At 66.2% G+C, this 23258-nt stretch carries 22 protein-coding genes and 3 pseudogenes; 17 read left to right on the top strand and 8 right to left on the bottom strand.

The window, feature by feature from the left end:
• Window positions 1–67 precede the first annotated feature (67 nt).
• The 10 genes and pseudogenes from ABEA33_RS21675 (at window position 68) to ABEA33_RS27530 (ending at window position 7247) form a co-directional block, all read left to right on the top strand.
• Window positions 68–517 (top strand): MaoC family dehydratase, encoded by a 450-nt coding sequence (locus tag ABEA33_RS21675; RefSeq protein ID WP_345529120.1) that lies wholly within the window; start codon window positions 68–70, stop codon window positions 515–517.
• Between the two features lie 155 nt (window positions 518–672).
• A pseudogene (locus ABEA33_RS27535) lies at window positions 673–1122 on the top strand (MoeA family protein); the annotation flags it as partial.
• A gap of 6 nt (window positions 1123–1128) precedes the next feature.
• Complete coding sequence (locus ABEA33_RS21670) at window positions 1129–1845, top strand: molybdopterin-binding protein (RefSeq protein ID WP_345529119.1); 717 nt, start codon at window positions 1129–1131, stop codon at window positions 1843–1845.
• Between the two features lie 68 nt (window positions 1846–1913).
• Entirely contained in the window at window positions 1914–3524 is a 1611-nt protein-coding gene (locus ABEA33_RS21665) for a class I adenylate-forming enzyme family protein (protein WP_345529118.1), read from the top strand.
• Window positions 3525–3665: 141 nt separating this feature from the next.
• Window positions 3666–4700, top strand: a complete 1035-nt coding sequence (locus ABEA33_RS21660) for a TIGR03617 family F420-dependent LLM class oxidoreductase (RefSeq protein WP_345529117.1) — start codon at window positions 3666–3668, stop codon at window positions 4698–4700.
• Complete coding sequence (locus ABEA33_RS21655; RefSeq protein WP_345529116.1) at window positions 4697–5665, top strand: 1,2-phenylacetyl-CoA epoxidase subunit PaaC; 969 nt, start codon at window positions 4697–4699, stop codon at window positions 5663–5665. Before ABEA33_RS21660 ends, ABEA33_RS21655 begins: the two co-directional genes overlap by 4 nt.
• Window positions 5662–5994, top strand: a complete 333-nt coding sequence (locus tag ABEA33_RS21650) for a metal-sulfur cluster assembly factor (RefSeq protein ID WP_345529115.1) — start codon at window positions 5662–5664, stop codon at window positions 5992–5994. Before ABEA33_RS21655 ends, ABEA33_RS21650 begins: the two co-directional genes overlap by 4 nt.
• Window positions 5978–6262 (top strand): hypothetical protein, encoded by a 285-nt coding sequence (locus tag ABEA33_RS21645; protein WP_345529114.1) that lies wholly within the window; start codon window positions 5978–5980, stop codon window positions 6260–6262. The genes ABEA33_RS21650 and ABEA33_RS21645 overlap by 17 nt, the downstream gene beginning before the upstream one ends.
• A 38-nt stretch (window positions 6263–6300) precedes the next feature.
• Window positions 6301–7008, top strand: coding sequence for a Phenylacetic acid catabolic protein (locus ABEA33_RS21640; protein WP_345529113.1), 708 nt, complete (start codon window positions 6301–6303; stop codon window positions 7006–7008).
• A gap of 23 nt (window positions 7009–7031) precedes the next feature.
• Window positions 7032–7247 carry a PaaD-like zinc ribbon domain-containing protein gene (locus ABEA33_RS27530; RefSeq protein ID WP_425577463.1) on the top strand — a complete coding sequence of 72 codons (216 nt, stop codon included), beginning with the start codon at window positions 7032–7034 and terminating at the stop codon, window positions 7245–7247.
• Window positions 7248–7297: 50 nt separating this feature from the next.
• Here ABEA33_RS27530 and ABEA33_RS21635 read toward each other — a convergent pair whose 3' ends face one another.
• Window positions 7298–7858, bottom strand: a complete 561-nt coding sequence (locus ABEA33_RS21635; RefSeq protein ID WP_345529112.1) for a PadR family transcriptional regulator — start codon at window positions 7856–7858, stop codon at window positions 7298–7300.
• Window positions 7859–7936: 78 nt separating this feature from the next.
• Entirely contained in the window at window positions 7937–8653 is a 717-nt protein-coding gene (locus ABEA33_RS21630) for a TetR/AcrR family transcriptional regulator (RefSeq protein WP_345529111.1), read from the bottom strand.
• Window positions 8654–8871: 218 nt separating this feature from the next.
• Between ABEA33_RS21630 and ABEA33_RS21625 the strand changes: the two genes are divergently transcribed.
• From ABEA33_RS21625 to ABEA33_RS21605, 5 genes are all read left to right on the top strand, one after another.
• Window positions 8872–9651 carry an ABC transporter ATP-binding protein gene (locus ABEA33_RS21625; RefSeq protein ID WP_425577462.1) on the top strand — a complete coding sequence of 260 codons (780 nt, stop codon included), beginning with the start codon at window positions 8872–8874 and terminating at the stop codon, window positions 9649–9651.
• Window positions 9651–10505 (top strand): ABC transporter ATP-binding protein, encoded by an 855-nt coding sequence (locus ABEA33_RS21620; RefSeq protein ID WP_345529109.1) that lies wholly within the window; start codon window positions 9651–9653, stop codon window positions 10503–10505. Before ABEA33_RS21625 ends, ABEA33_RS21620 begins: the two co-directional genes overlap by 1 nt.
• Window positions 10502–11392 carry a branched-chain amino acid ABC transporter permease gene (locus ABEA33_RS21615; RefSeq protein WP_345529108.1) on the top strand — a complete coding sequence of 297 codons (891 nt, stop codon included), beginning with the start codon at window positions 10502–10504 and terminating at the stop codon, window positions 11390–11392. Before ABEA33_RS21620 ends, ABEA33_RS21615 begins: the two co-directional genes overlap by 4 nt.
• Entirely contained in the window at window positions 11385–12536 is a 1152-nt protein-coding gene (locus ABEA33_RS21610; RefSeq protein ID WP_345529107.1) for a branched-chain amino acid ABC transporter permease, read from the top strand. Before ABEA33_RS21615 ends, ABEA33_RS21610 begins: the two co-directional genes overlap by 8 nt.
• Window positions 12537–12718: 182 nt before the next feature.
• A complete protein-coding gene (locus ABEA33_RS21605; RefSeq protein WP_345529106.1) occupies window positions 12719–13858 on the top strand; it encodes an ABC transporter substrate-binding protein in 1140 nt (379 codons plus the stop codon).
• A gap of 344 nt (window positions 13859–14202) precedes the next feature.
• Here the strand turns inward: ABEA33_RS21605 and ABEA33_RS21600 are convergent, their stop codons facing one another.
• Both ABEA33_RS21600 and ABEA33_RS21595 read right to left on the bottom strand, forming a co-directional pair.
• Entirely contained in the window at window positions 14203–15228 is a 1026-nt protein-coding gene (locus tag ABEA33_RS21600) for a 2-oxoacid:ferredoxin oxidoreductase subunit beta (RefSeq protein ID WP_345529105.1), read from the bottom strand.
• On the bottom strand, window positions 15225–17069 hold the full coding sequence (locus ABEA33_RS21595; RefSeq protein WP_345529104.1) for a 2-oxoacid:acceptor oxidoreductase subunit alpha: 1845 nt from the start codon (window positions 17067–17069) through the stop codon (window positions 15225–15227). Before ABEA33_RS21595 ends, ABEA33_RS21600 begins: the two co-directional genes overlap by 4 nt.
• A gap of 179 nt (window positions 17070–17248) precedes the next feature.
• Here ABEA33_RS21595 and ABEA33_RS21590 point away from each other — a divergent pair, with 179 nt between their 5' ends.
• Together ABEA33_RS21590 and ABEA33_RS21585 are read left to right on the top strand one after the other, a co-directional pair.
• Window positions 17249–19633 carry a molybdopterin-dependent oxidoreductase gene (locus ABEA33_RS21590; protein WP_345529103.1) on the top strand — a complete coding sequence of 795 codons (2385 nt, stop codon included), beginning with the start codon at window positions 17249–17251 and terminating at the stop codon, window positions 19631–19633.
• A 120-nt stretch (window positions 19634–19753) separates the two neighbouring features.
• Window positions 19754–20227, top strand: coding sequence for a winged helix-turn-helix transcriptional regulator (locus ABEA33_RS21585; protein WP_345529102.1), 474 nt, complete (start codon window positions 19754–19756; stop codon window positions 20225–20227).
• A 59-nt stretch (window positions 20228–20286) separates the two neighbouring features.
• Here the strand turns inward: ABEA33_RS21585 and ABEA33_RS21580 are convergent.
• The 4 genes and pseudogenes from ABEA33_RS21580 to cofH form a co-directional block, all read right to left on the bottom strand.
• Window positions 20287–20836: pseudogene (locus tag ABEA33_RS21580) on the bottom strand (NAD(P)(+) transhydrogenase (Re/Si-specific) subunit beta); the annotation flags it as partial.
• A 248-nt stretch (window positions 20837–21084) separates the two neighbouring features.
• Window positions 21085–21189 (bottom strand): annotated as a pseudogene (locus ABEA33_RS21575) (hypothetical protein); the annotation flags it as partial.
• Between the two features lie 131 nt (window positions 21190–21320).
• Complete coding sequence (gene fdxA / locus ABEA33_RS21570) at window positions 21321–21659, bottom strand: ferredoxin (RefSeq protein WP_345529100.1); 339 nt, start codon at window positions 21657–21659, stop codon at window positions 21321–21323.
• A gap of 646 nt (window positions 21660–22305) precedes the next feature.
• The coding region (gene cofH / locus ABEA33_RS21565; protein ID WP_345529099.1) for a 5-amino-6-(D-ribitylamino)uracil--L-tyrosine 4-hydroxyphenyl transferase CofH at window positions 22306–23258 on the bottom strand (953 nt) is incomplete at its 5' end.

Here is a 23258-nt window from a genome sequence, read left to right as displayed (position 1 = left end):
CGACCGGGCCTTTGCCATCGCCTGTGCTTCACCGCGAGCCAGGCTCAACCAACCGAAAGGAATGGTCATGCGCACCTTCACCGGCATCGACGATGTGGAGGCCTCCGTCGGCCAACATCTGGGCTACACGGACTGGCTCGAGGTCACCCAGGCCGACATCAACCTCTTCGCAGACGCCACCCACGATCATCAGTGGATCCACGTCGACCCCGAGCGGGCCAAGGACGGCCCTTACGGTGCGACGATCGCCCACGGGTACTGGACCCTGTCGTTGGTGCCGAGCTTCCTCTACCAGCTCTATGCCATCGAGGGGCTGAGGATGCAGGTGAACTACGGTTCCGACCGCGTCCGCTACCCCGCGCCGGTGCGCTGTGGCACGCGGATCCGCGCCGGGGCAGAGTTCACGGCGTTCACGCGGGGATCCAGCCACGCCCAGCTCACCACCACGATCATCGTCGAGGTCGAAGGCGAGACGAAGCCGGCATGCGTCGCCGAGGTCCTCACGCGGCTGGCGTAGGGGTCGGCGTGTGGCTCGTCCCCCGGACGGGTCACACCCGCCGGCGAGTCGGCGGCACACCGCACCACGCCCCCTGAGTGGGAAGCCACCAGCCTGGGGATCTGCTGTGTACCTGTGTTTACAGATAGTCGCATAAACAGGTAGAATTGCTGTCCGTGAAGGGGTGGCGGCAGGCGCGCGAGTTGGCCCACTGCTCCGCCTCGCCGCTGAGTGCTGAAGTCGTGGCGGTAGACGCTGCTCTTGGTCGGCGCCTGGCGAGGCCGCTCGCGGCACGCGTCGACTCTCCCGGGTCGGACAGGGCCGCCATGGACGGCTACGCGGTGTCAGGGCCCGCACCCTGGCGTGTGGTCGGCCGGACGCTGGCGGGGGACGCCGTGGCGGATCCCTTGAAGGCCGGGCAAGCAGTCGAGATCGCAACAGGGGCTGTTCCGCCGCCTGGAGCCACGGCGGTCCTCCCCTACGAACACTCCCAACGTAGGGCCGAGTTCCTCATGGGGGAGGCCCGCGCCGGTCAGCACATCCGCCGCCGGGGGGAGGAGTTCGCCTCAGGTGTGGAGTTGGTGCCCGCGGGAGCCGTTTTGGGCCCCGTGCACCTCGGGCTCGCCTCAGCCATGGGTCTCGACGCGATCGACGTTCGACGCGTGCCGTCGGTCAGTGCGGTCATCACCGGAGCTGAGGTCGTCTCGCACGGAGTCCCGCACGAGAATCAAGTGCGCGACGCCGTTGGTCCCATGTTGCCCGGGATGGTGGCCAGTGCCGGCGGTCGCTTCCGCGATCTCGTCCCCATCGGCGACCAAGCGCGGCTGCTCGAGGAGCACCTCGCCGCCCGCGTCGACGATATCGTGCTGGTGACGGGCGCCTCCTCGGCTGGTCCGTCGGACTTCCTCGCACCCACTCTGACCTCGCTGGGCGCGCGGCAGATCGTGGATTCCGTCGGCTGCCGACCCGGCCATCCCCAGTCGCTGTGGGAGTGGGGGGACTCGTTCGTCGTCGGGCTTCCGGGTAATCCGTTGGCGGCGCTGGCTGCCTTTGTCACGCTGGCCATGCCTCTCCTCGACCGGATGGGAGGCCGACCACTTCGTGGCCTCGAACCGCATGGTGTGCATCGCGACTTTGAGGACGCCCTGCGACGCTCGTCCGCCAAACGGGGCCAGGCCGCCACGGTGCTGAGCCCCTGCCGGCTCACCGGCGGCCTCCTCACCTCGGTCGGCCATGACGGATCCGCCATGCTCCGCGGGTCCGTCAATGCCACCGGGTTCGCTGTAACCGGTCCGGGTGTGGTCGGCATCGCCTTCCACCCGTTCCCCTGGTCTCTTGCCACGCCCTAGTCCTAGACGCAGAACAGGTAGACGCTTGTGAAGTCAGAGCCCCGAGCAGCCCATCCGAGGAGCGGTCCATGAATGTCGAGTCGATGACCATCGACGGCCTGGTGCGGAGGATGGCGATCAACGCGCCGGCGAAGCGGGCTGTGGTGTCGGCCCAGGTCAGCCTGACGTACGAGGAACTGGACCGAGAAGTACGCCGTCTGGCCCTGGGCCTGATCGAGGTGGGGCTCGAGAAGGGTGATCGGGTCGCGATCCTGTTCCTCAATGATCCGAACTTCCTGATCTGCTACTTCGCCGTTTTGAGGTGCGGCGGCGTCGTGGTCCCCTTGAACACTCGCCTCGTGGCAGACGAAGTCGCTTACCAGATCTCCCACTCAGACAGCCGCTTGATCCTTCACGGCGACGAGTTCGACGACATGCTGGACTCGGTCGGCTCGAGGCCTCCGTGGAGCCGCCGCGTTAGTCCGACCGGCAGGGCGGACGGTGCGATGACGCTCGCCCAAGTGGCGAGGCTGGGTGACGATGTGGCCGAACCGGTCTTCCCGTCCGTGCATCACGACGATGCGGCCGGTATCTGGTACACCTCCGGCACCACCGGCACGCCCAAGGGGGCGATCGTCACTCACGCCAGTTCGCTCTGGAGTGCCATAGGGATGGCGCTGACCGGTGGCGTCACCGCGCGAAGCCGTCTGCTGGCACCGGCGCCACTGTTCCATCGGGGCCCGATGGAGACGCTGTCCTTGGCGGGCTTCCTCGTCGGCGCCACGCACTTCCTGCTGCCGAAGTTCGACCCGGCCGACCTCTTGGACTCGATCGAGCGCCATGCGATTACCCACGCTTTCATCGTCCCCTCGATGACGTTCGCCGTGCTGAATCTGCCGCAGCGCGGCGACTATGACCTCACGTCCGTCACCTGTTGGCTGACCGCGTCGGCGTCGTTCCCTGAGGAGTACCGCGACCGGTTGGAGGCGGAGACGACCTTGAGGTCGGGAATGATCATCAACGCCTACGGGATCACGGAGTCCCTGCTCAACGCCTGCTTCGACCCCGCCTCTCTGGAAGGTCACCGTGGATCGGTGGGCAGCGCGGTGCCAGGGACGCTGATCCGTGTCCTCGACAGTCACCGTGCGCCGATGCCGGCCGGGGAGATCGGTGAGATCGCCGTCTCGGGCGCGTCTATCGCAGCCGGATACATCGACAACGACGAGGCCTGGAATGCGGTCACCTTCGTGGAGGATGGCCTCACCTGGTACCTCAGTGGCGACCTCGGCTACCTCGATGACGACGGCTTCCTCTACATCGTCGACCGTGTCAAGGACATGGTGATCTCCGGCGGTGAGAACGTCTACAGCGCAGAAGTGGAGCGGGTGCTCGTCACCCACCCTGATATCGCCGAGGTCGCCATCATCGGCACCCCAGATCAACGATGGGGTGAGTGCGTCACTGCGGTGATCTCGTCCCGAGCCGGCGCGATCCTCGACGTCGAGGCGTTGGAGGAGTACTGCGCGGGCCGTCTGGCGGCGTACAAACGCCCGCGCCGGGTTTTCCACATCGAGGAACTGCCGCGTAATGCGTTCGGCAAGGTCCGCAAGGGCGAAGTGCGCGACTTCGTGCGTGCCCGCCTGGTCGCGGATGCCGGTCAGCCCGGGGCGGGGCCCGCGGTGCCCGGCTCCACGCGCTAGCTCCTCGTACGTCATCGAGCGGATGTTCGGGATCGCCGAACGATCCGCCAGCCCGCGGCGTTGGCAGCAATCTCCGACGCGACCACACTGGCGCTGGTGCATACCTGCATATGTAGATATGCTACGCAGAAGGAGGCATTCATGAAGATCGACACGTTCCTCGCTGAGGGACTGCCAGGCGCGGGCGACCGCGCGCGTAGCGTCGAGGCGCTCGGCTACGACACATTGTGGTCGGGCGAGGTGGCACATGACCCCCTGCTGCCCTTGGCGCAGGCGTGCGCCAGCACCAGCCGGATCGGGCTCGGCACGGCCATAACTCTCGCGCTGGCCCGCAACCCCATGAGCACCGCTTACCAGTCGTGGGATCTCGCAGCGGCCTCGGAGGGTCGTTTCGTCTTGGGTATCGGCGCGCAGGTGAAGGCGCACATCACGCGCCGCTTCTCGATGCCGTGGGACAAGCCGATCCCTCAGGTCAAGGACTACCTGCGTGCTCTGCGCGCCATCTACCACAGCTTCCAGACAGGCGAGCAGCTCCACTACGAGGGCACTCACTACCAGCACACCCTGCTCACTCCGCTGTTCAACCCCGGCCCGCTCCCGGAGGGGCACCAACCGCAGCTCGCGCTCGCCGCCGTCGGCGAGGCGATGGCTCGCTTGGCCGGCGAGCTCTGCGACGGAGTGCTGTTCCACCCATTCACGCACACCGCCTACATCGACCAGGTCAGCATGCCTGCGCTCGCGGAGGGTGCGGCGCGTGCTGGTGACGGCAAGCAGATCCCATGGCGATTCGCCTATCTCTTCCTGGCGGTCGGGGACACTGAGGAGGAGCAGCAGAAGTCAGCCGCGAGGATCCGCAAGCAGGTGGCGTTCTATGCCTCGACTCCCGCCTACACCGAGGTGCTTCGTCTCATCGGGCGCGAGGACCTGCAGGAGGCGCTGCTCCCGATGTCGAAGGCCGGTCAGTGGGATGAGATGAGTGAGCTCGTCACCGACGACATCCTCGAGTACTTCGCGCTGCGGGGCACCCTCGAGGAGCTCCCCAAGCTGATCGCCGAGCGCTACGTGGGACGTGCCGACCACCTGGCGTCGTACTACCCCTTGCCTGAGTACGAGCCCGAGCGCATCGCGGACTTCGTCGCGGCCACCCGCGACAACTGCGGAGAGAAGGCGTCATGACAGTCGCACCCAGCAAGCACGGTGGCAGCGAAATTAGCACCGAGGAGCAGGAGACAGCCCTCCAGAACCGCGTGCACTCCGGTGTCCAGCTGGAGGACATCAGCGAGATGACCACCCGCTACTACGAAGTGCTCGTGAACACGATGCACATCGCGGCCGACCTCGAGGTCGTCACTCTGCCGACCTATTCGCCGTCCATCCGCAGTGCACCCACGCTCGAGGACAAGATCGCCATCGCGTCCGCGTGCCAGGACGAACTGGGCCACGCCCAGGTCATGTACCGCATGCTCGAGGAGTTCGGCTACGACACCCACCACTTCCTATTCGAGCGCGATCCGCAGAAATGGCGGACCAACCAGATCCTGGAATACCCCCACGAGGACTACGTCGAGTCGGTCGTCTCGATGTGCTACGGCGACCGGGCCGGATACATCACCACCACCGACCTGGAACAGCACTGCTCGTTCGGGCCTTACGTGCGTTCGATGCGCAAGGTCAACTTCGAGGAGATCTTCCATGTCCAGCACGGGGAGCGCTGGGTCAACTTCTTCTGGAACCACTCGGACGAGACTCGCAGACGGGTCCAGGAGTGCGTCGACTTCTACTTCCCGCTCGGCGTTCTCTGGTTCGGCGTGCCCGACCACATCAAGAGCCGCACCGACCAGCTCGTCTACCGCATTCGAGGTGCCTCGAATGACCAGATGCGTCAGAAGTGGCTGTCCCAGGTGGTTCCGTTTAGCGAGAAGGTGGGGATCAAGGTCCCGGCGCACTTCGACGCTGACAGCGGCAGTTACGTGCTCGACTACGAGCCCCCCATCTACCTCGACCCCGAGACCCGCAAGTGGGACTACTCGCGGACCATTCCTTGGGAGGAGCAGTTCCGGCTCTGGAAACAGGGGAGTCGCCACAAGGTGCCCTCGATCAGCCGTGTGCAGGCCGAGCTCTACGGAGATGAGCTGTGGTGAGCACCACTGCTCCGGAGCTGTCCGTCGAGGACGTCCTCGCGGCCCTCGATTCGGTCAACGACCCGCACATCCCGGCGAGCCTCGCGAACATGGGGATGCTGAGTGATGTCGAGATCCTGGACGCAGGCAACGTCCGGGTCAAGGTCCGCATCCCGTGCATGGCGTGTCCTGGTGTCGGGATGCTTCGCGAACGGCTAGAGGACGCTCTCGCGGCGGTACCCGGTGTCACCTCCGTCGAGATGGTTGAGGACTGGAGCAGCCCATGGGACCGCGAACTCGTGGCGCCCCCGACCCGGAAGCTGATGGCCGCCCATGGCATCCAACTCTGAGCTCGAGGAGCCCATGAACCCGCACACCGAGCGCGCGCCCGACGCCGGCTCCCGCCCCCGCTACTACGAGGTCTTCGCCCGCAAGGACTCCACCGATGCATTGACCCACATCGGATCCGTAGAGGCGCCCAATGACGACCTCGCGGAGATCCGCGCTTGGTACGTCTATGACCAGCACCGCTGGCGCGAGATGTGCGTAGTCCCGACCGAGGCCATCGTGACCGTGCGTCCACGGCCCGGCGACGTCATCCGAATCAAGGCGGTGTGAGTAGCGTGGCCTTCAGTGCGAACGACGATCTCTTGTGCGTGGCCGACACCAAGCTGGTGCTTGGAAACTGGTTCGCCGAGTGCGTCATGAACGGACGCTCGCTGCCAGACTTCGCGGCCATGCTCGGCATGTGCACCGCCTCCTACGGGCAGACGCGAGCGATTTACCAGCACCTGTCGCCGGGGCGCGATGCGTACGCTCAGATGGAGCGCGGTCGGGGACCTGACGCGATCTCCTCGATGGAACTTCTCGACGTTCCTCCCCAGAACTGGGAGGACTTGGTCCTGACGGCCTACCTCAGCGAGCAGGCGACTTGGGCGATGATGTCGTCGCTGCTGGACGATCCGGACCGGGCCGTCTCCGCCATCGCCCGCAAGGTGGGGGAGGAGGCCTACTTCCACCTCAAGTACGCCACAGGCTGGTTCCAGGTCATCCGGTCCGAGGACGAGAGCAGTGAGCGGCTGATGGAGGCCCTGGCCAGACGCCTTCCGCTGGCCGTCGACTGGTTCGGTCACCCGGACGGCGACACCGCAGACGTGGCGGAAGCGAGCACCTCGGAGCGCTCTCGAACCCAGCGCTTCCTTCGCAACGTCGCTCAGGACCTCGAGCGGGTAGGGTTGCAACTGCCCGACCTTTCGCAGCCTCTCGACCGCGGGGAATGGGACAGTTCGCGCCGTCGGAGAAGTGATCTACCGGACGGCCTCTTCGAGATCATCAGGTTCAAGGACCCGGTGTACGCACATTGAAACAGCGACCCCGTGATCGGGAGGTGTACGGCGATGATCTGGACTTCGCCGCGGTGACCTGCCCTGCCTGCGGCAGCGGCGAGACCGAAGTCGAGTCACTGACGGGAAGCTCCGCGTCTGAGGTGCTGTTCTTCTGTCGCTCCTGCCGGTCGTGCTTTAACTGGATCAAGTGGCAGCACAAGTTGCCGCCCTTCGGCGTCGACCCACGAGGTAGCTCGTCCCGTTCCAGTCACGGATGACGGGATATCCGATCAGCCATCTCCGGTGGGGACGCCTGACGAGCGGAAGATCAGTCCTCGGACATGAGACCCGGCACCTCGGTGCCGTGATCTCTTTCGACCTGGGTGCGAAGCTCGTCGAGCAACGAGTCGATCCACTCCAATTGCGCGGTCTGGGTGTGTTCGAATCCCTTGATCAGCCGAACCTGCCACCACAGCATCTCGGGGTGCTCGGTGCGCGATAGGTCCGAGTACATCTCGAGCCGGTCGGATGCCACTGCGAGGAGTGCCCGGATCTCGTCTCGGCGCTCAGAGAGCACCCGGATCGCATCGTCTCGATCGATGCGGCCCATGAAGAACAACCGCATCAGAAAGGGCTCCTTGTCGAAGGGGGCCTCAGCCGGTGAGCGCAGCCATTCGTCCAGCGTCGCGAGCCCGTGCTCGGTGACTCGGTACACGCGCTTGTTGGGCTTGCCATCCTGCTGGACGAGGTGAGAGACGATGAGTTCATGCTTCTCCATGTCGCGCAGCTCACGATAGATCTGGCTGTCGGCCGCGTTCCAGACGAAGTGCACGGCATGATCGAAGCTTCGCTTGATGTCATAGCCCGACATCTCGCGCAGCGAGAGCACCCCGAGTAGTGCATTTCTCAGCGACACTTTGCCTCCCGGGCCGTCGTCGTGTGAACCATCCTGCGCGAGCCTACTGCCTTATGAGTTAACTGTGGGCGCAGGCAAGGACGGCTGGTCAACGCCGAAGTGCTCGCTACCGCTGGGCACCGGTCCGGCCCGATCGACACCGAAGAGGCGGCGAGCGAAATCCATGTAGATCTGACCTATTGCGTCGGGGGTGTACGGCCCATCGGGTTCGTACCAGCGGGCGATATCGATACAGAGGGACAGTACGGCGGCAGAGGCGCTGCGCACGTCCGGCACGTCGAGTTCGCCCGTGCTGGCCCCTCGCGTCAGTACCGACCGAACGCAGGCCTGAATTCGGCTGCGCAGCGCGCGGACTGCCTCGTGGTGGTCAGTGTTGAGCCCCATCCACTCGCGCTGGACGACGTAGGCGAGGGTCTTCTGCTCGGCATGCCATCGAGTGAAGCAGTAGACCATCAGGTCCAGTTCGGCGGCTGCGCTGGTTGCCTCGGCGACCGCGCCCTCCAGGATCGCCAGGGCCACCGCGTGTCCATGCCGGCTGATCTCGAAAAGAAGGTCCTCCTTGGACGCGAAGTGCACGTAGAGGGCGGCCGTACTGAGGCCCGACCCGTTCGAGATGTCCTTCAATGTCGATCCGTGGAAGCCTCGCGACGCGAACGTGGCCAATGCCGCGTCGACGATGTTGCGGCGAGTTCCAGGTGCGTCACGCGGCCAGAAGCGATGAGCGGACAGCACCGCCTCCCCGCGCTGACGGATTTCGGTCGGATCCACATCACTCCTAAGTTCGATATCTGCACTTGACAGGATCGCTGTGACCCCTTTCACTTACTGTTCAATCAGTAACAGTAACCGACGTCACAGGTGAAAGAGCAGATCGAGACGCGGTTCGCCTCGACTCGGCCCTCACCGCACGCATGAACGGGAGCACTGTGTCCGCCTCGCCCCTCGCACTGAAGGTCGCCGATGTGAGCGCACGCTACGGCCGTGCTGTGAGTGCGCTCGACCGGGCTGCGCTGGAGATCCCCGAGGGGGCGGTCGTCGCGGTCCTGGGCAACAACGGAGCGGGGAAGACCACGCTGCTGCGCGTCATGTCCGGCACGCACCGGCTTCACGGCGGCGAAATCACCGGGGGGCAGGTGTTCGTGGGCGAGACGCCGATCGGGGGCCTCAACCCGCGCAAGATCGTCGCCCACGGCGTCATCCAGGTGCCCGAGGGACGGCGCATCTTCAGCAGGCTCACCGTGGAGGAGAACCTTCGGGTGGGGGGGATCCGCACGCGGGATCGTCGTAGCGCAGCCGAGGCTCGCGCACGGGTCTTCGATCTGTTCCCGATCCTGGCCGACCGGAGACACCAGCGCGCTGGCTTGATGTCGGGAGGCGAGCAGCAGATGCTGGCCATCGGCCGCGCCCTCATGGCCTCCCCGCGCGTGCTGCTGCTCGACGAGCCGTCGCTGGGTCTGGCTCCGCTCGTGGTGGAGCAGATCGCCCACGTCATCACCGAGATCAACCGTCAGGGCACATCGGTACTACTGGTGGAGCAGAACGCGGAGGTCGCTCTCGGAGTTGCTACCCATGCCTATGTCCTCGAACTTGGTCGGGTCGTGCTCTCCGGTCCCGCGAGCGAACTGCGCAACAGTCCCGCGATTCGGCAGCTCTACCTGGGCGACGGCGCCCCGCTCGGGGATGAGGTCGCAGACGGGCCGCGGCCGGTGCTGGCCCCCTGGGACTTCACCGCCGCGGCGCGCACGCGAAGCAGGAAGGCCTCCTGATGACGACACCACCCCTCACGCACCAGCCCCGGAAGCTCTCCGCCGAGGGCATCACCAAGACGTTCGGGGGCGTGACGGCCGTCAGCGACGTGAGCTTCGAGGTGATTCCGGGAACCATCCACGCCTTGATCGGGCCCAACGGGGCAGGCAAATCCACCTGCTTCAACGTCCTCACCGGTGTCTATCGGCCCACCGCCGGAACGGTGAGGCTCGGCGACGAGATGCTGACCGACTGCAGGCCGCATGAGGTGGCCAAGCTCGGAGTGGGCCGCACGTTCCAGAACATCGCCCTGGCCGAGCGTCTGAGCGTCCGCGACAACCTCATGCTCGCGCGTCACCGACTCACGCGAGCCGGCTTTGTCGCGACCGGGCTGGGGTTACCTGGCGCCCGACGAGAGCAACGGCGACATCTGGAGCGGGTCCGAGAGATCGCCGAGTTCGTCGGGGTGACGCACCTGCTGTCGCAACCAACCGGGACGCTTTCTTACGGCGACCAGAAGCGGGTCGAGCTCGCTCGCGCGCTGTGCATCGAGCCGTCGGTTCTGCTCCTCGATGAGCCCGTCGCGGGGCTCAATGCCAGCGAGAGCCGCCACATGGCACGACAGATCCTGGACATCCGCGACCAGCTCGGCGTCTCGGTTCTGCTGGTCGAGCACGACATGGGGCTGGTGATGAGTATCGCGGACCGCGTGACCGTGCTCGATTTCGGGCGCCTCATCGCCGAGGGCACGCCGGCACACGTCCAGCAAGACCCCGCGGTGCTGAGCGCATACCTCGGGACTGCCGCCGGAGCGACATCCGGCGACCAGTCCTCCGCCCCCCTTACCTCTTCGACGACCGGGAGCACCCCATGACCTACTTCGTGGAACTCTTGATCAATGGGGTGTCCATTGGCCTCATCTACGCCCTGATCGCCATTGGCTTCACAGTGATCTTCAAGGCCACACAGGTCCTCAACTTCGCCCAGGGCTCGACACTGCTCCTAGGCGCTTACGTCGTCGTACAGCTGCAGGAAAGGCTCGGTTTCTATGGCGCGGTCCTAGCCGGGGTCGCCGTCGCGGCCGCAGTAGCGGGTGCGATCGAGGTCTTCCTGGTCCGGCGCGCCTCGACCCACGAGCACATCTCGCTGGCGATCCTGACGCTCGGCATCGACATCGCCTTAGCCACAGAGCTCAGCCGGCGGATCGGGAGCGAGGTCCTGTCCTTCGCGGACCCCTGGGGCAACCGCACGACGGCGATCGGGCCGTTCGTCGTCCCCCAGGCCCGCCTCGCGGCCATGGTCGTCTGCGCCGTGATCGCGGTGGCCTTCTTCGCCCTCCTCAAGTACACCTCTTGGGGCATCGCGGTCCGCGCCACCGCCGAGGATCCCGAGGCTGCCGCCCTGATGGGGATCAACCGGCATCGCGTGGCCGCCACCTCCTGGGCACTTGCGGGCGGGCTGGCAGCGGTAGCCGGCGTCTTCATGGGCACCGCCCCGAGCCCGGGCCTCACCAGCACTGCGAACGTCACGGCGCTCAATGCCTTCCCGGCTGCGGTGATCGGCGGGCTGGACTCGCCAGGTGGAGCCGTGGTGGGCGGGCTCATCGTCGGTGTGGTCCAGTCGCTCAGTGGGGGCTACAACGACCAGGTCTCCTTCCTCGGATCCCCCCTCTCCGAGGTCTCGGGTTACGTCGTGATGATCATGATCCTGCTCTGGCGTCCCTCCGGCCTCTACGGCACCCGGGAGATGACCCGTGTCTGAGAACTTGACCGCCTCGCGACAGTGGGCGACGAGGCTGCTGGTGTCCGCGTCTGTCGTGGTGGTGCTCATCGCGCCCCTCTACCTGGACCAGTTCTGGTTGCAACTGGGCTTCTTCTGCTTCGCTGCTGCGGTCGGCACCCTGGGACTGAACCTTCTCACCGGCATCGCGGGCCTCCTGTCGTTGGCGCACGGCTTCTTCCTCGCCGTGGGCGCCTACGCCTACGTGTTCCTGGCTGGGGGGAGCGAGGAAGGCATCAGCGGCGCCCTGGTCGGCGCGGGCCTGCCGTCCTGGCTCGCCGCGATCCTGGCGGTGGGAGTCGCCGGCTTCGCCGGACTGCTCTTCAGCCCCATCTCAGGTCGACTGCGCGGCATCTACCTGGGGGTCGCCTCGTTGGCTCTGATCTTCATCGGCCAGCACGTCCTGCACAACTATGAGTCTGTCACCGGCGGTTTCTACGGACGCGACGTGCCCACCCTGAGCCTGTTCGGCTTCACCTTCGCCGAGACCGACCCGGTCCTGATGGTGCTCGGTGTGCCGTTCGGCAGGGAGGAGCGACTCTGGTATCTGGGGGCGGCGATCCTGCTGGTCGCCTATGTCTTCGCCCGCAACATCGTGGCTGGAAGGACCGGGCGTGCGATGCAGCTCGTCAGGGACAACGAGGTCGCGGCCTCGAGCATGGGCATCGACGTACGCCACTACAAGGCCTCGGCCTTCGTGCTGTCCTCGATCTACGCGGGTGCGGCAGGCGTCCTCATCGTGCTGGCATTGGGGCGGGCCGTCCCCGACTACTTCGGGCTCGCGCTCTCGATCTCCTACTTGATCATGGTCGTCATCGGTGGCCTCGGCTCGCTGCCGGGATCCGTCGCCGGGGCCTTCTTCGTCGTGGCCCTGCCCGAGGTGCTTAACCACTACGCCACGAGCCTCCCGTTCCTGTCCCAGCCAGGAGGCGACGGCGTGAGCGCCGTCCAGTTCTCCGAGTACCTATACGGCCTGCTCGTGGTGGCCGTCATTCTGTTCATCCCACGAGGCCTGGCCGGAGTGTTCGCCTCCGTCCGTGGCCGGGCTGCACCCCGATCGGCGCCGGCATCCGACGGCGCACAGCTCGAGCCGCAATCCTCGGAGCGGCCCCACCTGCCGGCATGAACCCATGCCGGTCGTCGCAAATGGAGGCAAACATGCAAGCCAGCTTCAGCAAATCGGTGCGTATCCGCCGTTCCCGAACCTTCGTCGTGGCACTCTCCGCGTTCGCTATCGCGGCGTCGGTCACTGCCTGTAGCACCAAGAAGGACGACGGGCCGGGCGCCGAGAGTGCCGACGGTGTCAAGATGGGACCGGGGGTTACGAAGTCGACCATCGATCTGGGCGTGATCACGGATCTCTCGGGGCCCTTCGCCACGGTGGGCAACGCCCTCAACCAGGGCGCACAGATCTGGTTCGACGAGCTCAACACGGACGGCGGCATCTGCGGTCGTGAGGTGAAGCTCGACGTGCGGGACTCGGGCTATGACCTGCCCAAGTCGATCTCGCTGTACTCGGAGATGGAAGCCGACGTGCTCGGCTTCCAGATGATCCTGGGGTCGCCGCAGATGGCCGCGCTGGGCCCCAAGATGGAGGAGGACGACATCTTCGTGATGCCCGGGTCCTGGGCCTCCAGTCTGCTCGGCAGGAAGAACGGTCTGATCGTCGGAGCGACCTTCGACCTCGAGATGATCAACGGCATCTCCTGGATGATGGACGAGGGCTTGATCAAGGAAGGTGACACAATCGGTCACATCTACCTCCAGGGCGAGCTAGGCGAGAACGCGCTTGCCGGCAGCACCTACGCCGCCGACCAGCTCGGACTGACGCTCGTCGGGCAGGAAGTGCCCCCGACCGCCACCGACGTCACGAGCCAGGTGACAACGCTGAAGAACAAGGGGGTCAAGGCCATCCTGCTCTCGACCACCCCCGGCCAGACCGCGTCGGCCGCCGCTGCGGACGATGCCAGCGGACTGAAGGTCCCGCTGCTTGGCAGCAACCCGTCGTGGGCGCCGCAGCTCCTGGGGACGGCCGCGGGCGATGCGCTGAAGGAGCACTACTACGTCGCGCAGTCCTACCAGCTGTTCAACGCCGACGTGCCTGGGGCCGAGAAGGTCCGAGAGGAGTATGCAGCGAAGTACAAGGACGAGCCCATCGCCGTCATCCCCTGGTCCTATGCCGCGGCCTCCGCCTACTCGGCGATCCTCGAGAAGGCGTGCGAGAACGGCGACCTGACACGTGAGGGCGTCCTGGCCGCCTACCCCGAGATCACCGAACTGGACACCGGCGGCATCATGCCGCCACTGGACTTCAGCGACCCGAGCGAGCCTCCCACGCGGTCGGTCCTGATCGCACGGCCCGAGGACAACCCGCTCGGTGGGCTGAAGCTGGTGCGCGAGGCGGAGACCAGTGACCTCGCGGCGGACTATCCGATGCCGCAGGGGTAGCCGGCGCGGCGAACCTGCGTGGGGTCCTGGGTCGATGTGACCCGGGGCTCCATTCGTGTCTTCACCTGCGATGCCGTCGACCGCGCGAGTGGGGTGCATGCGATGTTCATGGCCGCGTGAGGCATCGACCCGGAGGTGTGAAGAGGTCTTGAAGCGTCAGACCCGCCGCGTGTCATGCCGGGTCACCGACGGCCGAGACGTCGACGACAGGGGCCGCTTGGAGCCTTTACCCATCTTCCCAGCTGGGCGCGCCAAGGGAGGCTCCGGACATGACGGCGCAGGTCTACGACGGGGTCGCGGGGCCGGCGTCCAATCGCAGCGGGGGCGCTGCACGATCTGGACCGTCACACGGTCCAGGTGTCTGCGCCCTCGATGAGCGCTTGGAGCTCCGCGTCGGGAGGCCCCTGGAGCACCGAGTCCGCAAGCTGGGCGGACATGAGGGCGTCGTAGGAAGGGCGCTCGACACTGCGGAAGACGCCCATGGGCGTGCACCCAGGCGACTGACGGGTCAACCTGCTCAGTGCGAACGCGTAGGCCACATCGTCCGTGAGGGCGTCGTGGACGACGACCCGTGGGTCATCCGCCGCGACGTCGTCAGCAACGAGCAGCCGGCCTGCCGGGTCGCGGATGACCGCGCGCCCGCCTTCGGATCCAAAACGAAGCGGCCTTCCGTGCTCCATCATGAGCATCTCGTCGTTACGCGTGGCCGGGTCCTTGAGCACGTCGAAGGCTCCATCGTTGAAGATGTTGCAGTTCTGATAGATCTCGATCAGTGCGGTGCCCTCGTGCTCGGCGGCTGCGCGCAGCACGAACTGGAGGTGTCCACGGTCCGAGTCGAGCGTGCGCGCGACGAAGGTCGCCTCTGCTCCCAGGGCCACCGAGACAGGGTTGAACGGGGCGTCCAGGGAACCCATCGGCGACGACTTCGTGACCTTGCCCTGCTCGGACGTGGGCGAGTACTGGCCCTTGGTGAGACCGTAGATCTGGTTGTTGAACAGCAGAATGGTGAAGTTCACGTTGCGGCGAAGAGCGTGCATGAGGTGGTTGCCGCCGATGGAGAGGGCGTCGCCGTCTCCCGTCACCACCCACACCGACAGGTCGGTGCGCGAGGTGGAGAGTCCTGTCGCGATCGCGGGCGCACGGCCATGGATCGAGTGCATGCCGTAGGTGTTCATGTAGTAGGGGAATCGTGAGGAGCACCCGATCCCAGAGATGAAGACGATGTCCTCACGAGGGATCTGCAGCTCGGGCATGAAACCCTGCACCGCGGCGAGGATCGCGTAGTCCCCGCACCCGGGGCACCAACGGACCTCCTGGTCGGATTTGAAGTCCTTGGGCTTGAGCCCGAGCTCGATCGGAACGGCGGTCACTGGCTGATCACTTCCTGCAGTTGGGTGGCGAGGTGGGCGGCCTGGAACGGCAGGCCGCGAACCTGGGTGATGGACACGAGATCGACGTCGTGCTTGGCCCGGATGAGCACTGAGAGCTGCCCCAGGTTCATCTCCGGGACGATGACACGCTCGTAACGACCCAGGAGGGCGCCCACGTTGCGAGGAAACGGATTGAGGTGTCGCAAGTGGGCCTGGGCGACCGGGGTGCCGGACTTGCGCAACCGCCGGCAGGCCGCCCCGATCGGGCCGTAGGTGGAGCCCCAGCCCAGGACTAGAACCCGTGCGTCGTGACCCGGATCCTCGACCTCGAGGTCGGGGATCGACGCGGCCACCGCGTCCACCTTGGCCTGTCGCGTGCGCGTCATGAAGTCGTGGTTGTCTGGGTCGTAGCTGATGACGCCTGTCCGGTCGGCCTTCTCGATACCGCCGACTCGGTGCTCCAGACCGGGCGTGCCGGGCACCGCCCAAGGACGGGCGAGCGTGACAGGGTCACGCAGGTACGGCAGGAACTCCCCGTCGGGTCCGTTCGGGCTGGTGGCGAAGTCGGGGTCGATCGTCGGCAGATCCTCAATTCGCGGCACCGCCCATGGCTCGGATCCGTTGGCGATGTAGCCGTCGGACAGCAGAAAGACAGGGGTTCGGTACGTCACCGCGATTCGCGCCGCCTCGATCGCGGCGTTGAAGCAGTCACCGGGGGACTGAGCTGCGATGACCGGAAGCGGCGACTCGCCGTTGCGTCCGTACATCACCTGCAGCAGGTCAGACTGCTCGGTCTTGGTGGGCATGCCCGTCGACGGTCCGCCCCGCTGGACGTCGCAGATCACCAGCGGCGTCTCGAGGGAAACTGCGAGCCCGATGGTCTCGCTCTTCAACGAGATGCCAGGCCCGGACGAGACCGTGACTCCGAGCGCCCCTCCGAAAGCCGCGCCGAGCGCGGCACCGACACCCGCGATCTCGTCCTCGGCCTGGAAGGTGCGCACGCCGAAGCCCTTGTGCTTGCTCAACTCGTGAAGAATGTCCGAGGCCGGGGTAATCGGGTACGCGCCCAGGTAGAGCGGTAGACCGGATCGTTGAGACGCCGCGAGCAGACCATAGGCCAGCGCCAGATTGCCCGAAATGTTGCGGTACGTCCCGGACGGCACGACCGCGGGCTTGACCTGATAGGAGTGCCCGAACGCCTCGGTCGTCTCGCCGAAGTTCCACCCCGACTTGAAGGCGGCGATGTTGGCCTCCGCGATCTCGGGCCGCCTGGCGAACTTCGCACGTACGAAGTCGAGTGTCCCCTCGGTCGGTCGCGAGTACATCCAGGAGAGCAGTCCCAGCGCGAACATGTTCTTGCACCGTGCGGCGTCCTTCCGGCTGAGCCCGCTGCCCGCCACGGCGTCCAGGGTCAACTGGGTCATGTCGACCGCGTGGACGGCGAACGATTCGAGCGAGCCGTCCTCGATCGGATTCGACTCCCAACCGACCCGCGTCAGCGCGCGCTTGCTGAAGTCGTGCGTGTCCACGATGAGGATCGCCCCCGCGTGCAGATCGCCCAGGTTGGCGCGGAGTGCCGCCGGATTCATCGCCACCAGAACGTCGGGCCGATCGCCCGGAGTGAGGATGTCGTGATCGGCGAAGTGCAACTGAAAGGACGAAACGCCCGCCAAGGTGCCCTGGGGCGCCCGGATCTCGGCCGGGAAGTTCGGCAGGGTCGACAGATCGTTACCAAAGCTCGCGGTCTCCTGGGTGAACCGCTCGCCCGTGAGCTGCATCCCGTCACCGCTGTCACCGGCTATGCGGATGACAACTCGGTCGATCTCCTTGGCTAGCTTCATCGCGATGGTGGCTCCTCATGGCTCGGTCCGGCCAGACGCTCCAGCTGGGTATCGCGGCCACGTTCGAGGTGCCCGCCAGGAGTAAGTCTATTAGCCAGACCGACCTGGCCACAAGCCAATCTTCCTATTAGACTGACTCGCGTCCCGGCGCAGGCCGGGCTCAAGAGCGGGAGTGCATCATGGAGATAGGCATGGCTGGACCCACCGATGGGCTCGTGGCAGCGCCGGGCGCGAAGGATGGTCCTGAGTGGCACAAGACCGCCTGCGGACTCTGCTACATGAACTGCGGTCTGGAGGTGCAGATCGATGGGCGAGCGCTGACCAAGATTCGCGGCGACAAGAGTCACCCCAAGTCCGAGGGCTACGCCTGCCAGAAGGCGCAGCGACTCACGTGGTACGGCGACCACGCGGACCGCCTCCGGATGCCGCTACGGCGTCAGCCCGACGGCACCTACGTCGAGATCGAATGGGACACGGCACTCACGGAGATCGCCGAGCGTCTGATCGCGATCCGTGAGGCGGACGCCGCCGCGGGACGACCGGGCTCCTTCGCCTACGTCGGGGGCGGTGGCCAGGGAAACCACTCCGGCGGCGGGTACGGGACGGCGCTGATGCGGTGGATGCGCTCGACCAGGTCCTTCAACGCGCTGTCTCAGGAGAAGACCGGCGACTTCTGGGTGAACGGACACATGTTCGGCGCGCAGACCTGCCACACGGCCGAGGACATCGAGGATAGCGACCTGTTGGTCGTGCTCGGCTGCAACCCGTGGCTCGCGCACGGCTTCAACCGGGCGCGGAACACGCTCAACCAGATCAAGACCAATCCCGATCGCAAGCTGCTCGTACTCGACCCGCGGCGTACCGAGACGGCCGCGATTGCCGATGTTCACCTGGCCCTGCGCCCGGGCACCGACGCCTACCTGCTCAGCGCCATCCTGGCCCTGGTCTTAGAACGCGGGGGCCAAGACGACGCCTTCCTCGCCGAGCACACCACCGGCTTCGAGACGGTGGCGGCGGTACTGCGGGCGGTGCCCGTCGACGAGTGGATCCATCACGCCGAGGTCGAGCGGGAGGACGTGGACCGCGCCGTCGACCTCATCCTCGCCTCCCAGCGCATGGTGGTGCGAGCAGAGCTCGGCATCCAGCAGGGTCGCAACTCGACCCTGAACAGCTACCTCGAGAAGCTGCTGTTCCTGCTGACCGGCAACTTCGGGCGACCCGGCACCAATGGTTTGCACTCCTGGCTGGTACCGCTCTGGGTCAACTCCCAGGGCGAACGATCGGAGATCACCGGCTTTGAGTACATCGCCGGGCTGCTGCCGACCAACACCCTGGTGGAGGAGATCGTCACCGATCACCCGAACCGGATCCGTGCGTTGTGGATCGAGTCGTCGAATCCCGCCAACACCTACACGGACACCGTTGCCGTGGAACAAGCAATCCTCGACACCGAACTGTCAGTCGTGGTCGACGTCGCGTTCACGGAGTCAGCGGCCCTGGCCGACTACGTGCTCCCTGCGGCGACGCAGATCGAGAAGTATGAGTTCACCCTGTTCAATTGGGAGTGGCCGACCAACTACTTCCACATCCGGCGGCCACTTCTCGAGCCCCTCGGGGACTCCTTGCCGGAGCCGGAGATCTATGCGCGCCTGTTCGAGGCGCTAGGTGCCATGCCCGCCGACGAGGAGCTCGCGGAGATCGTCGAGGTCGCCGAACACGACCGTGCGGCGGCTCTGCCCCGACTGGGCGCCATGATGCGCGCCGACCCGGACCTGGCCGCGGTCGCACCGGTCCTGCTCTATCGCACCGTGGGCAAGGTCTTGCCTGACGGGTCGGCCGCTGTCGCCCCAGTGTGGGCCGGGTGCCACCGCGCCGCAATGACGATGCCTCGGCCCATCCAGCGTGCCCTGAATACGTCTGTCGAGGGTCCGGTTCTCGGCGAGCTGCTGTTCGATACGATTCTGGAGAGCGCGAGCGGCGCAGCCTTCAGCCAGCACGAGTACCAGGAGATCTGGGAGCTGGTGCGCCATGATCGGGTCCACCTGGTGGTGCCGGAGATGCTCGAGTGGATTGGGCGGCTCGACGCGGACAGTGACCGCCGAGACGATCTCGAGTACCCGTTCTCCCTGATCAACGGGCAGCGGCGCAGTCATAACGCCAACCAGATCTTGCGCCCACCGGCTTGGCGCAAGACGGATCCAGAGGGGGCGCTGCGGATCCGTACCGATGACCTCGCCTGCGTGGGTGTCGAGCCGGGGGGATGGGTTGCCGTGGTTACCCGGATCGGACGGCTGGTGGCCCGGGCGGAGATCGACGACAGCCTGAGGTCTGGTCAGGTCGCACTGCCCCATGGCTTCGGGATGGTCGTCTCCGACGGGCACGGCGGCCGGGTGCTCAATGGGCCACGTATCAACCTGATCACAGATGCTCTCGATCGCGACCCGATAGCGGGGACGCCTCACCACAAGGACATGCCTGTGCGGCTTGAAGCTGCGACTCCTGCCGAGGTGAGCGAGAACGAGGCGGCCTCCGAGGTCGTTCTCACCTTGGCTGGGAAGAGGTAGCTGTCGATGGGAGTCGTGGTACACGCCGGTCGGCCAGCCTCGGTCCGAGAGTAGGGTGATGGAGTGCGTCGAACCTCACTGGGACAGCTGCCGTGTCCGGTGGCGCGGACGATGGATGTCATGGGCGACTGGTGGACACCGTTGGTCCTCCAGGAGGCCTTCTACGGCTGCAGCCGATTCGAGGAGTTCCACCAGGCTCTCGGGTTGGCCCGGCAGACGCTCTCGGATAGGCTGCGCCGCTTGGTCGACCAGGGACTGCTGGAGAAGAAGCAATATCAGAGCGAGCCGGTTCGGTATGAGTATGTCCTGACGACGAAGGGGAAGGACTTCTTCCCCGTGCTGATGGCGATGGCACAGTGGGGTGACGAGCATTTGGCGAGTGAGTCCGGCCCGCCGATCCGGTATCGACACGCCTGTGGTCATGAGACTCGGGCCGAGATCGTCTGTGCTCATTGCGCTGAGCCGCTCACCTCCGCAGACACTCAGATGGTCATGGGCCCGGGATACCCCGTCAAGCTCGCTCAGGTCCCTGCCGTCGCGGAGCGGTTCGCGCGCCAGGCGGCACTACATGGCCGGCCCGCCGATGAGCTCTGATACTGAACCCACGTTGATGCAGGAGCCCGCTCTCGTGATCCCTGCGCGGTGAGGCCCGTGGAGCGCTTGAAGACGATGACGTCGTGGGCGTTCCATACCTCGAGGACCGGCATGCCGGCGATGGGGAGCCGGGCTCGTCGAGGGCGGCGGGGTTGACGGTGTCGTTGGCGCCGATGACCAGGACGACGTCGGTGGTGGGGAAGTCGCCGTTGCTCTCGTCCATCTCCAGGACGATGTCGTAGGGGACCTTGGCCTCCGTGAGGAGCACGTTCATGTGCCCGGGCAGGCGGCCGGCGACCGGGGGGATGCCGAAGCGACGTTGACGCCGCGGGCGCGGAGCCTGGCCGTCAGTTCGGCGACAGGGTACCGCGCCTGCGCGACGGCCATCCCGTAGCCGGGCGTGATCACGACGGTCGAGGCATTGGCCAGGAGGTCGGCGGTCGCGTCGGCCTGGATCTCGGTGCTCGCCGACCAGGGAACCGGTGATGATCAGCAGGTCGTTGTCGAGCAGGAAGCCCGCGCCGCGGCGGCCCAGCCGGAGTAGCTGTTGAGCATCGAGACGACCACCGGCATGTCGCCGCCGCCGATGGCCGCGATGACCCCGACCCCCTGGTTCGGGTCCTCGGGACCGTGCCGGGCTCGGTAACTCGGCCCGAACGGCGAGCCCGGGGGTGTTGGCCGATCCCATCGGCACCCGATTCATGGACTCAACCCCGCCGGCGACGACCACGTCGTACTGGCCAGCGATGAGGCCAGCCGCAGCGAAGTGCACGGCCTGCTGCGAGGAGCCGCACTTGTTGATCGACGGTAGTCCCCGGAGCCGTCTCAGGCCATCCCGCTGACAACACGGCGGTGCGCGCAATGTCGAATGTCTGCTCGCTCACCTGGGAGACGCATCCCCACACGACATCCTCGACGTCGGCCGGATCCAGACCTGCCCTGGTGGCCAATTCGCCCAGCACCAGGGCAGAGAGGTCGGCAGGGTGGCCTCCGCTCAGACCACCCCACGCCTGCCGATCGGCGTTCGAACCGCTTCTACAATCACGGCGTCACGCATAATCGCTCCTCGTTCTGCGTCGTCGTCTGTCGGTGATCAGGGAGTAGGAGTGGCTAGCACCATCGTCGTGTCGACCCCGATCGGTCCGATCGATGTCGCACCGCCGGGACTCAACAAGGGCTTAGCTCTGCCTGCGAGCGCAGTGGCAAAGAACAACGCGTTGTCCTCGATGTGAGCGGTCTGGTCGTCCGGTACGTCGTCCTCGCTCAGGATCGCTTCGACCGGGCATACCGGCTCGCACGCGCCACAGTCGATGCACTCGTCGGGATGCACGTACAGCTTGCGTGCGCCTTCGTAGATGCAGTCGACGGGGCACTCGTCAACGCAGGCTCGGTCGATGACGTCGATACAGGCGCCAGTGATGACATAAGTCATGTTACTCCTCAATAACTGCATAAGACCATATCTGCGATTACAGTGATGCGCAAGGTGTCACGGGCGCATCAAGGTGCGAGCATCGGGAGGGTCCTGTGCGCGGACGATATGGTTGCGGCGGTCTTGTCGTCATGAAGAGCCTCAGCATGTTGCCGGAACGAACGGCGGCGCCCGCAGATCGGGCGTCCCAGAGGCTCGCCGGTATCTGGCCGCTCCGGCTGGTGCGGCTCGCTTGAGGCGTGGTCGTTGATTCGTTGTGCTCAGGCTCTGCGGAAGGTGAGGCGACCTTGATGGCGAGAACTTTCGGACAACGAAATGTCCAACCTCGAGGCCGCAGTCGAGGCGATGAGAGCGTTGAGCGCGGCACTGGGGAGACTTCAGTCGTGGCTGCCAACCGAGGCCAGCGCAGATAAGGGAGCGACCGCCGGCGCTTGGTCTTTCATGGAGGTGGCGGCGGCTCTGGAGACTGCACGCGCGGCTCAGCGGGCGGCTAACTCGCTGATGTACTTCCTGGCTGCGGAGGCAATGGACCGCGGGGCATCACCGCGGACGCTTGACTGGCCGGATGGACCCTACGACCAGGATCCGTAGGCCAGGTCAGTCGGCGTCTGCGACCTCCGACGGACTCTCTGGTGTGGGTCCGAGGTCAGCGCAGCGCGTAGGTCGTGGTGCGTTCGCGGACGGGCCGGCCGATGCCGGCTCCGATCTCGATGAGCTCCTCGACGGTCTTCGCGGAGCCGTGCTCCGAGCCCGCCATCCGGGAGATCGTCTCCTCCATCAGGGTGCCACCGACGTCGTTGGCGCCCGATTGGAGCATGGCGCGGGTGCCGTCGACGCCGAGCTTGACCCAGGACGTCTGGATGTTGTGGATCCGGCCGTGCAGCATGATCCGCGCCATGGCGTGCACGGCCAGGTTGTCGCGCAGCGTCGGGCCGGGGCGGGCGACGCCGGCGAGGTAGATCGGCGCCGAGGTGTGGACGAACGGGAGCGGCACGAACTCGGTGAAGCTCGCGGCGCCGGCCTCGAAGGCGGCGTCCTGCATCCGGGCGAGCACCTTGAGGTGGCCGACCCAGTGGCGGGGGTGGTCGACGTGGCCGTACATCATCGTCGAGGTCGTCGGCAGCCCCACCCGGTGGGCGGTGGAGACGATCTCGACCCAGGTGCGGGTGGGGAGCTTGCCCTTGGTGAGGACCCAGCGGACCTCGTCGTCGAGGATCTCGGCGGCGGTGCCGGGCAGCGAGCCGAGGCCGGCTTCGCGGGCCTTGATCAGGAAGTCCTCGATCGAGAGGCCGGTGCGGGCGGTGCCGTTGACGATCTCCATGGGGGAGAAGGCGTGCACGTGCATCTCCGGCACCCGCTGCTTCACGGCGGAGGCCAGGTCGAAGTACGCCGTCGCGGGCAGCTCGGGGTCGATGCCGCCCTGCATGCAGACCTCGGTGGCGCCGAGCTCCCAGGCCTCCTGGGCGCGGTCGGCGACCTCGTCGAGGGACAGCGAGTAGGCGTCGGCGTCGGTGCGCCGCTGCGCGAATGCGCAGAACCGGCAGCCGACGTAACAGACGTTGGTGAAGTTGATGTTGCGGTTGACGACGTAGGTCACGT

Origin of the sequence: Nocardioides endophyticus (genome assembly GCF_039543845.1) — a bacterium.
Taxonomy (GTDB): Bacteria; Actinomycetota; Actinomycetes; order Propionibacteriales; family Nocardioidaceae; genus Nocardioides; species Nocardioides endophyticus.
The sequence above is the reverse complement of the archived record's forward strand: the minus strand, read 5'-3'. Positions and strand labels throughout refer to the sequence as shown.